Below are 13752 nucleotides of genomic sequence, written 5' to 3'. Positions count from 1 at the left end.
CCCTTGAGGCCCGGTTGATCGGACTTCAAAGCGGCTCCGGCTCGCAGTCACCCCTCGCCGACCGGTGGCTGTCGGGCCAGGAATTCTTCGAATGCCGCTGCCTGCTTGGGGTCCATGTATCCCTGGCGCTTATGCATGGCTCTGTCCTCAAGCCACGCCGCCTCGTCGGCAGTCAGTTGCACGGCCACCACCGTCCCGCTCCGGACGAAGCTCACGCGCCTGCCGTCGGCCCGCACGTACCGGGTGTAGGGCCCGTACTCCCGCGGATTGGCCAGCGGCTCGATCCGCAGCCGACCGACGTCCCACCCCGGTTCGTTCGCGTCCTCCCCTTCTTCGCCCTGCGGTATCGGTGCGGGCGTGGCGAAGTCGGCGCGGGCCCAGTGTTCCAGCCGGGCCACCACCCCCGCCGGGAACAGGACACTCACCGGCACGCCGCCCTCGGTGAGCACGACGCGTTCGCCGGTGGACTCGACCAACGAGACGAGGCGCTCATAGTCGATCGGGTTCGGGGCGTACTGACGCTCGACAACGATCTTCACGACATCATCCATGGAGCTGGACGCTACTGGGAGGGGTCGTGCTGTTCGCCTTCGCAGGCGGCGGTGTTCGGTCTGCGTACGCAGTGAAGTGCGCCGGCGCATGGTCGATGGGCGGCAGGTCGGAGCGCCAGGACGTGAGGATCTGGGCGCTGCACACGAACAGGCCCTGGGGCAGCTCCTCCAGGTCCCACCAGCGCCAGTCGCCCACGCTTTCGTGCGGCTGGTCGGCGGGTTCGCCCTGCCAGGCCGTGACGACCGCGCCGACGGTGACGCGTACGACGTCGTCGACGTGGTCGAGGAGTGTGCCCAGCAGAGTCACGTCCTCAGGGCGGGCGACGAGCCCGGTCTCCTCGGCGAGTTCGCGCACGACCGTGTCGTGGAGGGACTCTCCGGGCTCGACAGTGCCCCCGGGCAGCTCCCAGGTGCCGTGCCGGTGCCGTCCCAGCAGCAGGCCCCGCTCACCGAACACGATGGCCCCGACACCGATCGCGGCGTGCGGTGCGGGCGGGCGCGCGGTCCGTGAACGGGTGCTCACACGAGGTGGGCTGGTCGTGCGGTGTGCGGGGCGTGCCGTCACAGATCAGGTCCTTTCGGCGGTGTGGTGCTGCCCGTACAGGCCGTCCTGTACTGGTTCCAGCCGTGCCAGGCACGTAACCACTGCTCAGGGTCGAGCCGTTGTACTCGCTGCAAGAGGTGACGCGGGTGTGACAAGGGGGTCGTCATTCATGGGAAGTGGCAGTGCGCTGGATTCGTCCGGCAGTATGAAGGCGTTCGGGGCGGCTCTGAAGGTCTTTCGTGAACGGGCCCTGCTGACGCAGGAGCAACTGGCCGAACGGCTCAACTACTCGCATGCTGCGGTCGCTTCGGTCGAGCAGGGCCGGCGGATGCCCACCGCTCACTTCATCGAGCGGGCGGAGGAGGCGCTGGAGTCGTTCGGCGTGCTGCGCGCGGTGGCCCGGCACGTAGGACGGCAGCGGGGGCTGGCGGTCTGGTTCCGGGAGTGGGCGCAGTTGGAGGAGACGGCGGTCAGCCTGTGCACGTACGAGTGCCGGGTCGTGCCGGGGCTGCTCCAGACCGAGTTGTTGCAGAGGATGAGAGGGGCTCTATGAACACCGCCGGTGAACTGGACTGGTTCAAGAGCAGTTACAGCGGATCCGAGGGAGACGACTGCGTGGAAGTCGCACTCGCCCCCGGAGCCGTGCACGTACGCGACTCCAAGCAGAGTGACGGGCCGCGATTCGGGGTTGCCTCCTCGGCGTGGTCGGATTTCCTCGGTTTCGTGGTGGAGTAAGCGATGTGTCGTGGGCCGCGGCCTCTCGCTGCTGGACCACTTCACGGTCTGGAGGGACGGACCACGACCTCGCTGGCCAGTGGTGTGTAGCCGGCCGCGAGGAAGGCCCGAAGGGATCGAGCGTTACCCGGGGCGACAGCGGCGAAAACCGGCTCACCGGCGGGGAGCAGGGTGAGCGCGTCACGCAGCAGGGAGCGACCGAGCCCAGCCGCACCGCTGCCCGGGTGGTTGAGTTCGATGCTTATCTCTCGCCGTCCAGCCAGGCCGTCGGCCAGTGCGACAAGGCCGCGTTCATCTCCGTAGACACGGACGTCGGTACGCAAAGCCCGAGCACGGCGAACACGTGGGTGGTCATCGGCATCAAGACGTTCGGGCAGGCGTCGGGGGGCCTGCGTGCCACGCGCGACGAGTGTGACGTCGACACTGTCGATCCACCCCTCGGGACCGGCGAGGTAACGCAGGAAATTCGGAGCCATTGAAGCCCCGTAACCGTCGGGCCCCTGAGCCTGGACGTCGGAAGCGGACAGGGCGGTGGCGATCACGGCGTGCCCGGTGAAGGCGACCGAGCACTCCAGCCCACCCGGCAGAGGGGGGAGAACTGTTACGCGACCGTCCGCGGGCGGAAAGCGTCCGTCGGCGGCATTGAGGAACATGCCCAGCAGCGGGTGAGACTCGGCCATGACGGTCCACCTTACGAGGGGCCGTCCGCCTGGTGGGCCAGGTCGGTCCCACAGCCACGTCTCAGTAGCCGCCCAGCAGCGTCCGTAGGCTCCGCAGCGCCTCCGGGCCCGCGGCGCTGTGCCAGCGGGTGGGGTCGGCGGGGCGGCGGCCCCACAGGAGGAGGACGCGGGTGGCCGCGTCGCTCTCGATCGTGGCCGGGCCCTCGGGGGCGGCGAACCGGATCGTGCCGCCCTCGGCGTCGGCGGTCACCACGATGTCGTCCGTACCCGGGGTGCGCAGTCGGCCCTCGACCCGTCCCTCGGGCCCCAGGTCCAGGCCCGCGCGGCCCCGGACCAGCAGGGGGCGGCCGACCGACACCACGCTGTGCTCGGTCATCCACGGCTCGTTGAGGGACTGCACGGCCGTCCGGTCGTCGCCGGTCAGGTCCCAGCGGTGGAGGATCAGTTCCTCACGCATGTGTTCCGCGAAGAAGGGGACCTTCACGGAACGGCCGGTCCACATCACCTCGGTGTCCGGGGAGAGGTCCTGCGCGGCGGCCGCGGCGATCTCGGTGAGCTGTTCACAGTTGGTCATGAACGCCGCCCAGAGCTCGGCGTCCGACATCCGCCGGTAGGGAGCCTCGCGCTCGAAGCTCCTGGTCGCCACCGGTGTGCCCGCGAGGAACGCTCGCAGTACCCGGGCCAGTTCCTCGGCGTTCCCCGTCTGGTGGGCCAGGACGTCACGCACCGTCCACGCCTCGCACCACGTGCCGTCGTCGGGCCTTCGGCCCTGTACGGCGTGGACGAAGGGAGCCAGCTCGGGCAGCGTGTCGTCGACCTTGGACGGGATCACGGGCCATGGGTATCCCGGTCGAGCCGTCCGTCAAACCGGCGAGCGTCCGATCGGAGGCATGACGCCCCGCCGCGAGCCGACATGCCCTCGCTGCGGATGGCCCCTGTGCTCGAACCGCGTCGGCGGACGCCGCACGGTCTGGTGCCCGCAGTGCCAGCAATGAGCGAAGTGACCGTTGTCCAGTGAGCGAACGGCAATGGGATGATGGTCGGCGACATAAGGCGACGGCGGTCCGAGGAAGCCGGTGTGAATCCGGCGCGGTCCCGCCACTGTGACCGGTGAGCGAGTTCCGGAAGGCCACTGCCCCCGCCCGGGGTGGGAAGGCGGGACGAGTGACGACCCGGGAGCCAGGAGACTCACGCGGTCGCCTCCTCGATCGACACCGGGGCGGATCTCCCCGGGAGGGGAGTGGTGCGACGTGCCCGAAAAGCCGACGGACGAGGCGCCGGACGGTGCCGTGGCGGGGAGCGGTTCGGTGCCGTGCCGGGTCGTCGTGTGCCGGGACTGCTGCTGCGGCAGCCCCAAGGTGACCGGGGTCGATCACGCGGCGCAGACCGCGCGGCTGCGTGCGGAGGTGCCGGTGCGCATCTCCGACTGCCTCGACGTGTGCGAGCAGGCGAACGTCATCGTGGTCCAGCCGTCCGCCGCGGGCCGGACCGCCGGTGCGCGACCGGTCTGGCTCGGGCTCGTCAACGACGAGGACGCGACCGAGGACATCGTCGCCTGGGTACGCGCCGGCGGCCCGGGAGTGGCTCCCCTGCCGGACATCCTCGACCTTTACGCCATCACGCCGCCACGGCGTCCCACGGACTCCTGAGGCCCGCACGGGCGGGGAGGGCCGCACGGGCGGGGAGGGCCGCACACGCAGGGAGGCCCGCACGGGCGAGGAGGCCGACCCATCGTCACCGGCCGGGGAACGGACGGGCCTCGGCCGGTGTGACCGACTCGCCGGCCGATACGCCGTGCAGGATCTGGGCGAGCACCTCCGCCCCGCGTACCACCCGTGGCCCCGGCCGGTTGAAGTAGGACGGTCCGTCCAGTACCCAGACGCGGCCGGACCGAACGGCGGGCAGATCCGTCCAGCCGGGCAGCCTGGTGAGCAACTCGGCTTCCCGCAGGGTGCGTTCAGGCGGGAAGCCGCACGGCAGGACGAGGACCACGTCCGGCTGTGCGACGCGTACCGCCTCCCAGGTCACCGGCTTGGTGTGCTCGCCGGGCGCGCCGAGGAGGGGCTCGCCCCCGGCGGTGGTGATCTGCTCGGGCACCCAGTGTCCGGCGGGCCACAGAGGGTCGAGCCACTCGATCGCCACGACCCGGGGCCGGCCGAGGCCGGCGACCGCGCCGCGGACCCGGTCGAGGCGGTCCCGCAGCTCGGCCCGGCGCCGCAGTGCGCGCTCACGGACGCCGAGCAGGTCGCCGACGGTGACCAGGCAGTCCAGTACGTCGTCGAGCGTGCGCGGCTCCAGGCTGAGGACCCGGGTGCCGGCGTCGAGCAGCCGCACGGTCCGGCTGACCTTCTCGTACGACACCGCGCACACGTCGCACAGGTCCTGGGTGAGCACCACGTCGGGGTGCAGGGCGGCCAGAGCCTCGGTGTCCAGGGTGTACAGCGACGAGCCGGAGTGCGCCGAGCCGCCGACGGCGTCGGAGATCTCCCGGCTGGTGAGCGCGTCCTGGTCCAGGTCGGTCCTGGTCACCACGGGCACCGAGGCGACCTCGCACGGCGGCCAGTCGCACTCGTGGGTGCGGCCGGCCAACTGCTCCGACAGCCCGAGTTCGGCGACGATGTCGGTCGCGGCGGGCAGCAGGGAGACGATGCGCATACCTCGACTGTAGGAGGCTCCAGGACCGCGGACCGGCACCGGGTACTCCGTCGCCGAGCGGGCGCTCCAACTGCACGGGGGCCACGGCTACCTCGGCGAGTACGGCCTTGAGAGGATCGTCCGTGACCTGCGCGTTCAGCAGAACCTGGAAGGAACCAACGAGATCATGCGTGTCAGCGTGGCCCGCGGCCTGACGGAGGCGTTCTGATGACCGCCGCCGAGGAACCCGTTCTGTTCCACACCGACGGACGGGCCGCCCACATCACCCTCAACCGGCCGAAGGCCCTCAACGCCCTCACCCACGAGATGGTGCGCCGTATCGACGAGGCGCTGACGGCCTGGGAGCACGACCCGGCCGTGGAGACCGTCGTCGTCACCGGCGCGGGGGAGCGCGGTCTGTGCGCGGGCGGTGACATCCGCGCCATCCACGACGACGTCCGCGAGGGGGACGGCACCGCCTCGGCCGCCTTCTGGCGCGACGAGTACCGCCTCAACGCCCGTATCGCCCGCTATCCGAAGCCGTACGTCGCCGTCATGGACGGCATCGTGATGGGAGGCGGCGTCGGCGTCTCGGCGCACGGCAGCGTCCGGATCGTCACCGAGCGCTCGCGGATCGCGATGCCGGAGACCGGCATCGGCTTCGTCCCCGACGTCGGCGGTACCCATCTGCTGGCCCTCGCCCCGGGGGAGCTGGGCACCCATCTCGCGCTGACCGGTGCGCAGATAGGCGCCGGCGACGCCGTGCTCTGCGGGCTCGCCGACCATTACGTGCCGTCGGCGGCCCTGCCGGCCCTCGTCGACGACCTCGCCGGCACGCCCGTACGGGAGGTGCTGGCGCGCCATGCCCGACCGCTGCCGCAAGGGGAGTTGGAGGCCCACAGGGAATGGACCGACCCCTGCTACGCCGCCGGGACGGTCGAGGACATCCTGAGCCGGTTGTTCGACCACGGCGGGCCCGCCGCCAAGGAGGCGGCCGAAACCCTGCTCACCAGGTCACCGACCGCCGTGAAGGTCACCCTGGCCGCCGTGCGCCGCGCCCGCCGTCTCGGATCGCTGGAACCGGTCCTCGACCAGGAGTACCGCGTCTCCTGCGCCGCCCTGAGCAGCCCCGACCTGGTGGAGGGCATTCGTGCCCAGGTCATCGACAAGGACCGCGACCCGCGCTGGTCCCCCGGGACCCTCGCCGAGGTGACCGACGCCGACGTGAATCGCTTCTTCGCCCCGCTCGGCGACCGCGAACTGGGCCTCGCCGGCCCCGGCACCACCACGCAGTCGGCCGGGTGAGCAGGACCGTCGCGTCCACCGGACTCGGGCACATGGGCGCCTCACCCCTGGCGTGCTGTCGTGCCCGGTCCGGGCCAGGCCGTGCACCAGCGGGTGGGGCGCTGCCGAGGCCCGGCTCTCGGCACCGGGGATGGTCCCCGGACGCGCCCGCCCCCTCGATGGCCTATAGGAGATGACCGGCGAGCGCTCGTCGTCGCCGCCGGGAAAAGAGCTTGGCTCGGCTTGTGGGGACTTGAAGAATGACGGCCATGCAGACTCGACGGGCATGCCCTGACGACGCAGCGGGGGTCGCTGGTGTCTACGTGCGTTCCTGGCAGGTGGCGTTCGCCGGGCTGGTACCCCAGGTCTGTCTCGACGCCATGGAGCCAAACCGCGAAGAGTCCAAGTGGAAGGCGCGCATCGCGGCGGCGCGGTGGCCGTCGTCAGGAGTGCTCGTAGCCGAGACCGAGGCGGGAATCGTCGGATTCGCAGGTTTCGGCCCGTCCGAGGAGAACCCCGTCGTCGCGGAAATCGGCATGCTCTACGCGCTGCCCGAAGTCTGGGGAACGGGGATCGGGAAGCAGTTGATGTCGGCCACGTTGATGACCTTCGAAAAGGCCGACTACACGCAAGCGACCTTGTGGGTCCTGGAGGACAACGAACGCGCCCGGCGCTTCTATGAAGCTGCCGGCTGGCACGCGGACGGCGCAGCCGTGGAAGACACCACGGGTGGGGCCTCTCTGAACAAGTTGCGCTACCGCCGCGCTCTTGGCCGGCCCCCTCACCGTCTCTTCCGGGACGGGGTGGAGCCGAACGGCCCTTCGCGTCGCCGGCAAGGGGGGCTCAGCAGTCGCAGGCGCCCGTGACCGGGGCGGTCAGGGGGTCGGCGTCGCGGCGCTCCTGGCCCTGCCAGGTCTCGTAGGCGAAGCCCTCGCGCACCCAGTACTCGAATCCGCCCTCCCTGGTCAGGGGTTACTGGTCTGCGGGGCGACGCAGCGAGCGCCTCTGAAGCAGGCCGCCCAGGATGACCAACGCCATGGCGAGGACGAAGAGCGTATCCAGCACGATCTCCGAATCCACTGCCGCCTTGAAGGACATGATCGTCGCCAGGCCTGCGGCCAGCGACACCGTCCCATACCCCCACAGGTCCGGCCGAACGACGCGGCCTCGCAGCCACGGCGCCAGCCAACCGGTGGCCAACGCTAGGACGCCGGCGACAGCCAACAGGCCAAAGCCCACCGCAGCCGCACCAACAAGGAACCAGTCCACGTCCCACACCCCCATTCGCGTGTCCCATCACGCGCGCCTGATCATCGCACGAAATCGCAGCCGAGTGCGGGCAGTTGCCTGTGAGGGCCACTGGGCCGTCCCTGGGCCGTCCGAGGTCAGCCGACGCCGACCGACAACGACAGAAACCCACGGCATCTGAGCTGCTCAGAGCCGTGGGTTTCTTCAGGCCCGCTGGTCAGCGGAAGGGTTGATCAGTAGACCGGCTACTGACCGCAGTTGCCGGCGCTTGCCGCGCCCATCGAGACTCCGCCGTCCTCACGTTATGGCGACCCCGGCAGCGCAGGATGACGGAGTACTCCACGGGCTGGCACGTGGACAGCTCCTGATGCGGCTTCGTTGGCCCGTCAATGGTCCGGATCTTGGTTTCTCTCATCCGCCAGTGAGGGCGAGAACTCCGGGCCCAGCCGCAGCCGAAGGGGGATGGCGAGACACCTTCGTGTGTCTGAGGCCCTGTGGTGCGGCAGGAAGGATGACTCAATAAGAGGCGCCTCCGGCGCGTGCCGGTACCACATGGCACAGGTTGCAACGGCCGTCCAGCGGTGTCCAGCCGGTCCAGGCAATGAGTGAAGTTGCAGGTCAGGGCTGGTCCCGGAGGAGACGACGAAGCTCCGCCGGAGCTGTGGGCGGGGCTTCGTCACGCAAGGGGCTACGACGACGGGCCGCGTCCGGTGCGGCCTCCGCTGCGCACTCGAGCTTTCTTCGCGGCGCGGCGTGCCGCTGAGGATTATTGACGCTGTGGACGAGGTGAGCCGGCCGGCCGGTTGCCGACCGTGTCGTGCCCGGCCCCGGTGGACCGGGGCCGGGCCTGTTGTCGTGGCTTTCGCAGCCCCGGCTGGTCGGTCCACGGTCCACGGTCCACGTAGCCGGGATGGCCTTCGACGTACGGTGTTCCAGTCCTGGAGATCGAAGACCGCCGCGGTCGGTGTGGCAGAAGGCGCGGGAGAGGGGCTGCCGGCACGTCCTTGCCTTCGCCTGCCGACTCTCCGAAGCAGGAGCGGGGCGAGTACGGCCGAGTCGGCATGAGTCACGTCGACGCTCTCCGCGATCGCCGTCACCCGGTGGCGTTCCTCTTCGCCAGGGTCCTCCCATGGCGTTCACCCGCGCGGCTGTCTCAACTGCCGGTGGGACGGCTCAGGCGATGCTCAACTCGCCGACGCCGGCATCGAGCACCGCGGGTTCGGTCTTGGCTCGGACCTCCTCGACGGTGACGTCCGGGGCGAGCTCGACCAGGCGTAGGCCGTCGGCGGTGACGTCCAGGACGCACAGGTCGGTGATGATCCGCTGGACGACTCCCTTGCCGGTGAGGGGCAGGGAGCACTCCTCGACGATCTTGAAGCTGCCGTCCCGGGCCACGTGCTCCATCAGGACGACGACCTTCTTGGCGCCGTGCACCAGGTCCATCGCCCCGCCCATGCCCTTGACCATCTTCCCGGGGATCATCCAGTTGGCGATGTCGCCGGTGGCGGAGACCTGCATTGCGCCGAGGACGGCCGCGTCGATCTTGCCGCCGCGGATCATCCCGAAGGACGTCGCGGAGTCGCAGAAGCTCGCGCCGCGGCGCACGGTCACGGTCTCCTTGCCAGCGTTGACAAGGTCGGGGTCGACCTCGTCCTCGGTCGGGTAGCGGCCGGTGCCAAGGATGCCGTTCTCCGACTGCAGCACCAGCTCCACGTCCTCGGGCACGTGGTTCGGGATGAGGGTCGGGAGCCCGATGCCGAGGTTGACGTAGTCGCCGTCCTTGAGCTCCCGGGCCGCGCGTGCGGCCATCTGCTCACGCGTCCAGCTCATATGCGTGCACCTTCCTCGCTCATGCCCGTACCGTCCTCTTCTCGATCCGCTTCTCGGCGGCCTGCTTCGGGGTGAGAGCGACGACCCGGTGGACGTAGACGCCGGGGACGTGGACCTCGTTGGGGTCGATGTCGCCCGGTTCGACCAGGTGCTCGGCCTCGGCGATCGTGATCCGGCCGCACATCGCCGCGAGCGGGTTGAAATTGCGGGCCGCGTCCTTGAAGACGAGGTTGCCGTGCCGGTCGCCCTTCCAGGCCCGCACCAGCCCGAAGTCGGCCACGATGGCACGCTCGAGCACGTGGTCGAGACCGTCGAAGGTCTCCACCGTCTTGGCCGGGGAGGTCACCTCGACGGTGCCGTCGGCGGCGTACTTCCAGGGGATGCCGCCCTCGGCGACCTGGGTGCCCACACCGGTGCGGGTGTAGAACGCCGCGATGCCGGAACCGCCGGCGCGCATCCGCTCCGCGAGCGTGCCCTGCGGGGTCAGCTCCACCTCCAGCTCCCCGGCGAGGTACTGCCGGGCGAACTCCTTGTTCTCCCCGACGTACGAGGCCACCACCCGGCGCAGACGGCCCGCGCCGAGCAGGACGCCCAGCCCCCAGTCGTCGACGCCGGCGTTGTTGGACACCGTCTCGAGGTCGTCGACACCGGCCTCCAGCAACGCCTGGATCAGCACCGCCGGGATGCCGCACAGCCCGAAGCCGCCCACCGCGAGGGTGCTGCCCGAGGGGATGTCGGCGACCGCCTCGGCGGCCGAGGCCACGACCTTGTCCATCACGCCACCCCCGTGGTCGGAACCAGACGTTCCCGCAGCACCTGGGGAACCGGTGCCGGGCGGCCGTCGGCGTCGACGTGCACGGCGGTGTGTTCGCCGCGCACGCAGACGCCGGCCGGTCCGGTGACGGTCCAGGTGTAGGTGATCGAGCTGTTGCCGACGTGTTCGACCTCGAGGCCGACGGTGTACTCGTCACCGGCCGTGAGCGGCCGGTGGTACGAGGCCGCCGTCGCGCGACGGGGGAACCTCCCGATGTCGATGTCCGGAAGCACCGAGCGGTAGAGCGCGTGCTCGGTGCTTTCCGCCCACCGGTACGCGGCGGTGTGGTGGAACCGGCCGGAGGCGTCGGTGTCGGACCAGGCGACGATGCCGGACGTGCTGTGGACGCTCATGCCGGCACCTCGTCGAGCTGCTTGAGCCCCAGCATGTCGCGCGCCTCGCTCGGGGTGGCGATCTCGTAGCCGAGTTCGTGGATGATCCGCACGGCACGCTCGGTGAGCTCCAGGTTGGTCGCGAGCCGGCCTCGCGAGTAGTAGAGGTTGTCCTCGAGACCGACCCGCATGTGGCCGCCGAGGAGCAGGCCGTGGGTCGTTGCCGGAAGCTGGGTCGGCCCGATGCCCGAGACCCCCCACACCGTTCCCTCGGGAAGGTGCTCCACGAGCAGCTGGAGGATCTTGGGGGTGTACGGCAGGCCGCCCTGGAAGCCGCGCTGACCGCCGAGCACGATGTTGCAGTAGTACGGCCGGGAGTCCAGGCCCTCGGCGGTCAGGGTGGTGAAGTCGGACAGGATGTGCCCGAGGTTGAAGACCTCCCACTCCGGCTTGATGCCACGCCTGGTCATCTCCTCCAGCAGCCAGCGGGAGCGCTTCGGCGTCGTGGTGACGAGGTACTCCCGTTCGGCGGTGCTGGCCGTGATCGTGTGCGAGTCGAGGGTGGCCATCTCGCAGCCCACGCCCTCGATGCCCTTGATCCGTTGGTGCCAGTCGAGTTCCCACAGCTCGTCGTTGAGCTGGACCGGCATGTCGCCGTGGATGCCGCCGCCGGTGGAGTTGTTGATGACGATGTCGGTCCGGGCCCGGATCAGCGAGTTGATCTCGGAGTAGACCTCGGGATCGCAGGTGGCCAGGCCGTCCTCGCGGCGGGCGTGGACGGCCACGACACTGGCTCCGGCCTCCCAGCAGCGGGCCACGTCGTCGGCGATCTCCCGGGGGGTGACGGGCAGGTGGGGACTCTGCTCCTTGGTGGCCATGCCACCGGTCGGGGCGATGGTCAGGATGATTTTGCGGCTCATCGGTTGTCTCCCGCGGTCGTGTCGGCGCGTTCGAGCGAGGCGAGGTCGAGTTCGAGGTCGTGGAACGGCTCCTGGTCGCTCAGGTGCACGTCGACCGCGAGCAGGGCACCGGTCCGTGGGCAGGCCCAGCCGGTGACCGTCAGGTCGTGGTGGAGGGTCGCGCCGACGGACGGTGGCAGAGACAGGGCGAACCGATGGGCTCCCTCGCGCCACCTGGTGGAGCCGGAGGAGAGCACGACGCCCTCGGGGGTGCGCACCTGGAACTGGCCGGTGTCCGTGTCCCGGACGAGGAGGAGCCGGTCGCCCAGCCGGACCGCGTCGTCGGGAGCCGCCTCGATGACCGCCACCGGGTCCACGACGGCGGCAGGCTCGACGCCCAGCCGGGCGGCGCGCTGTGCGCGGCGGGCGGCGGAGGTGGCGGTCGCGTCGACCGACTCGCCGTCCTCGGAGAGGACCACGCCGTAGGTCTCCCGGGCCTCCTCCGGTGTGACCAGGCCGTAGTGGATGTCGTCCAGGGCGTCGGCGGGGGCGCGGTCGAGCGGGTCGCCGATGCCGCCGCCGCCCTGCCAGGTCACCTCGAACAGGTCCGCCGGGGTGATCGGGAAGGAGCCCGGCTTCGGGCCGAGGTTCCGGGGCTGTTCCCCGCCGGCCCGGAAGCGCTGGCTGACCATGGCGCCGGGCAGGCCGCCGCCGAGCCCGACGGAGTTCGGCACCTCGGCGCCGTGCGTCATCACGAGCGCCTCGGCCCGAGGCACGGAGACGGTGACGCCGACCTCGGCCCCGAGGCCGCCACGGCGGCGACCGGCACCACCGGTACCGGGGGCGAGACGCCGGTAGTGGTAGAAGAGCGGGGTCTTCTGTTCGTTGACCTCCACGTCGGCGATCGAGGGGCACGGGGCGTTGATCGGTCCTGCGGCGTTCTGCCCGTCGTGGTCGGCGAAGGCGCCGAAGCCCCCGGCCAGCGGGTCCATCAGGTGGAGGCCGAACACCTTTCCGTGCCGGTCGCGGCCGGAGAGGTTGAAGGTCGCCATCGTGCCGCTGCTGACGGCCTGGGCGCGGTGCGCGTACTTCGGCGAGGCGAGCAGCAGCCGGTTCAGCGCCGCGGAGACGACGTTGCTGACCGTCCAGACCGCCTCGACGGTGGCGGACCCGACCGGTGCCGGCGGTACCGCGGTGCAGACGAGTCCGTCCGGCGCCGAGATCTCCACCGGGCGCAGCAGGCCCTCGTTCCACGGGATGCCGAAGCCCAGGGTGGGGATCACCGCACCCGCGACGCCGCCATCGAGGCCGGCGCGTGAGGAGTTCACGAAGCCGTTGGCCTGGGGCGAGGAGCCGGAGAAGTCGAAGTGCAGACTGTCACCGCGTTTGGTCAGCACGCAGTCGATGACGAAGAGGATGTTCTGCTTGCCGTCGTGCTCGAGGAAGTCGCGGGTGTGGACGACTCCGTCCGGTAGTTCTCGCAGGCGCGCGCGCACCAGTGCCTCGGCGTCGTCGACCATCGTGTGCATCACCGAGAGCACGGTGGACTTGCCGTAGCGGCGGGCGAGTTCGGTGAGTCGCTCGGCCGCGACGTTCAGGGTGGCGATGAAGGCCCGGATGTCGAGGCCCACCTGGTCCGGAAGGCGCGATGCGGTGAGGATCATCTCGAGTACGTCCTCACGCAGTTCACCGCCGTCGACCAGCTTGACGGCCGGGATGCGCAGACCCTCCTGCCACACCTCTGTGGCCTTGGGCGACCACGAGGCGAAGTCCATGCCGCCGATGTCGGTCTCGTGCGCCATCACGCCGGCCCACCCGAGCAGTTCGCCGTCCACGATCAGTGGTGCGCACATCTGTACGTCGTTCTGGTGCAGTGCGCCGATGAACGGGTCGTTGCCGATGATGCGGTCGCCGTCCTTGAGCTTGGTGCCGTTGCTCAGCAGGTGCCGGATGAGGGATCCCACGGGGGGCGCCTCGAAGGTCACCTGGTGCCCCATCGTGACGAACGCGCCGTCCGGCAGGTAGATGCCGGTGAAGAAGTCGCTCGCCTCGGTCACCGTCGGGCTGCCGCTGACCGACTGCAGCGCGAGCCGCATCTGGTCGGTGATGGCGACGAGGCGGCTGCGGACGACCTGGCGGATCACCGGGTCCGTGCTCGCGCCGTCCAACGAGACGGGGGCGATGTCGATTGCGGCGGTCAT

At 70.4% G+C, this 13752-nt stretch carries 15 protein-coding genes, 3 pseudogenes and 1 riboswitch; of the genes and pseudogenes, 6 read left to right on the top strand and 12 right to left on the bottom strand.

Annotation, left to right across the window (positions count from 1 at the left end; all coding sequences use genetic code 11):
- Nucleotides 1–47: 47 nt before the first annotated feature.
- Together ACIQMV_RS15305 and ACIQMV_RS15300 are read right to left on the bottom strand one after the other, a co-directional pair.
- A complete protein-coding gene (locus ACIQMV_RS15305) occupies nt 48–551 on the bottom strand; it encodes a type II toxin-antitoxin system Phd/YefM family antitoxin (RefSeq protein WP_402593083.1) in 504 nt (167 codons plus the stop codon).
- Nucleotides 544–1095: pseudogene (locus ACIQMV_RS15300) on the bottom strand (NUDIX domain-containing protein); the annotation flags it as partial. The pseudogene ACIQMV_RS15300 and the gene ACIQMV_RS15305, both read right to left, overlap by 8 nt.
- A 169-nt stretch (nt 1096–1264) precedes the next feature.
- Here ACIQMV_RS15300 and ACIQMV_RS15295 point away from each other — a divergent pair.
- Entirely contained in the window at nt 1265–1648 is a 384-nt protein-coding gene (locus ACIQMV_RS15295; protein ID WP_402593081.1) for a helix-turn-helix domain-containing protein, read from the top strand.
- A complete protein-coding gene (locus ACIQMV_RS15290) occupies nt 1645–1830 on the top strand; it encodes a DUF397 domain-containing protein (RefSeq protein WP_402593079.1) in 186 nt (61 codons plus the stop codon). The genes ACIQMV_RS15295 and ACIQMV_RS15290 overlap by 4 nt, the downstream gene beginning before the upstream one ends.
- Nucleotides 1831–1871: 41 nt before the next feature.
- Here ACIQMV_RS15290 and ACIQMV_RS15285 read toward each other — a convergent pair whose 3' ends face one another.
- A complete protein-coding gene (locus ACIQMV_RS15285; protein WP_402593078.1) occupies nt 1872–2510 on the bottom strand; it encodes a hypothetical protein in 639 nt (212 codons plus the stop codon).
- Nucleotides 2511–2571: 61 nt separating this feature from the next.
- Nucleotides 2572–3342 carry a maleylpyruvate isomerase N-terminal domain-containing protein gene (locus tag ACIQMV_RS15280; protein WP_402593076.1) on the bottom strand — a complete coding sequence of 257 codons (771 nt, stop codon included), beginning with the start codon at nt 3340–3342 and terminating at the stop codon, nt 2572–2574.
- Nucleotides 3343–3576: 234 nt separating this feature from the next.
- Nucleotides 3577–3700, top strand: a riboswitch (cobalamin riboswitch).
- A gap of 60 nt (nt 3701–3760) precedes the next feature.
- On the opposite strand from ACIQMV_RS15280, the gene ACIQMV_RS15275 reads away from it, so the two are divergent.
- Nucleotides 3761–4159: a (2Fe-2S) ferredoxin domain-containing protein gene (locus ACIQMV_RS15275; RefSeq protein ID WP_373996142.1), complete on the top strand. Its 399-nt coding sequence runs from the start codon at nt 3761–3763 to the stop codon at nt 4157–4159.
- Nucleotides 4160–4244: 85 nt separating this feature from the next.
- On the opposite strand, the gene ACIQMV_RS15270 is transcribed toward ACIQMV_RS15275, so the two are convergent.
- Nucleotides 4245–5165, bottom strand: a complete 921-nt coding sequence (locus ACIQMV_RS15270; protein ID WP_402593075.1) for a cobalamin-binding protein — start codon at nt 5163–5165, stop codon at nt 4245–4247.
- Nucleotides 5166–5196: 31 nt separating this feature from the next.
- On the opposite strand from ACIQMV_RS15270, the pseudogene ACIQMV_RS15265 reads away from it, so the two are divergent.
- The 3 genes and pseudogenes from ACIQMV_RS15265 to ACIQMV_RS15255 form a co-directional block, all read left to right on the top strand.
- A pseudogene (locus ACIQMV_RS15265) lies at nt 5197–5373 on the top strand (acyl-CoA dehydrogenase family protein); the annotation flags it as partial.
- Nucleotides 5373–6449 carry an enoyl-CoA hydratase/isomerase family protein gene (locus ACIQMV_RS15260; protein ID WP_402593073.1) on the top strand — a complete coding sequence of 359 codons (1077 nt, stop codon included), beginning with the start codon at nt 5373–5375 and terminating at the stop codon, nt 6447–6449. The pseudogene ACIQMV_RS15265 and the gene ACIQMV_RS15260, both read left to right, overlap by 1 nt.
- Nucleotides 6450–6688: 239 nt before the next feature.
- Nucleotides 6689–7294 (top strand): GNAT family N-acetyltransferase, encoded by a 606-nt coding sequence (locus ACIQMV_RS15255; protein WP_402593071.1) that lies wholly within the window; start codon nt 6689–6691, stop codon nt 7292–7294.
- Here the strand turns inward: ACIQMV_RS15255 and ACIQMV_RS15250 are convergent.
- From ACIQMV_RS15250 to ACIQMV_RS15220, 7 genes and pseudogenes are all read right to left on the bottom strand, one after another.
- Nucleotides 7272–7385: pseudogene (locus ACIQMV_RS15250) on the bottom strand (rhodanese-like domain-containing protein); the annotation flags it as partial. The gene ACIQMV_RS15255 and the pseudogene ACIQMV_RS15250 sit on opposite strands and share 23 nt — an antisense overlap.
- Before the next feature lie 15 nt (nt 7386–7400).
- Nucleotides 7401–7697 (bottom strand): hypothetical protein, encoded by a 297-nt coding sequence (locus tag ACIQMV_RS15245; protein ID WP_225074706.1) that lies wholly within the window; start codon nt 7695–7697, stop codon nt 7401–7403.
- A gap of 1152 nt (nt 7698–8849) precedes the next feature.
- Nucleotides 8850–9506, bottom strand: coding sequence for a CoA transferase subunit B (locus ACIQMV_RS15240; protein WP_402593069.1), 657 nt, complete (start codon nt 9504–9506; stop codon nt 8850–8852).
- Between the two features lie 19 nt (nt 9507–9525).
- On the bottom strand, nt 9526–10281 hold the full coding sequence (locus tag ACIQMV_RS15235; protein WP_402593067.1) for a CoA transferase subunit A: 756 nt from the start codon (nt 10279–10281) through the stop codon (nt 9526–9528).
- On the bottom strand, nt 10281–10673 hold the full coding sequence (locus ACIQMV_RS15230; protein WP_402593066.1) for an acyl-CoA thioesterase: 393 nt from the start codon (nt 10671–10673) through the stop codon (nt 10281–10283). Before ACIQMV_RS15230 ends, ACIQMV_RS15235 begins: the two co-directional genes overlap by 1 nt.
- Entirely contained in the window at nt 10670–11572 is a 903-nt protein-coding gene (locus tag ACIQMV_RS15225) for a 3-keto-5-aminohexanoate cleavage protein (RefSeq protein WP_402593064.1), read from the bottom strand. The genes ACIQMV_RS15230 and ACIQMV_RS15225 overlap by 4 nt, the downstream gene beginning before the upstream one ends.
- Complete coding sequence (locus ACIQMV_RS15220) at nt 11569–13752, bottom strand: hydantoinase B/oxoprolinase family protein (RefSeq protein WP_402593062.1); 2184 nt, start codon at nt 13750–13752, stop codon at nt 11569–11571. The genes ACIQMV_RS15225 and ACIQMV_RS15220 overlap by 4 nt, the downstream gene beginning before the upstream one ends.

This window comes from Streptomyces sp. NPDC091412 (genome assembly GCF_044756885.1).
Lineage (GTDB): Bacteria > Actinomycetota > Actinomycetes > Streptomycetales > Streptomycetaceae > Streptomyces.
Note: the sequence above shows the minus strand (reverse complement) of the source record. Positions and strands in the feature narration are given on the sequence as shown.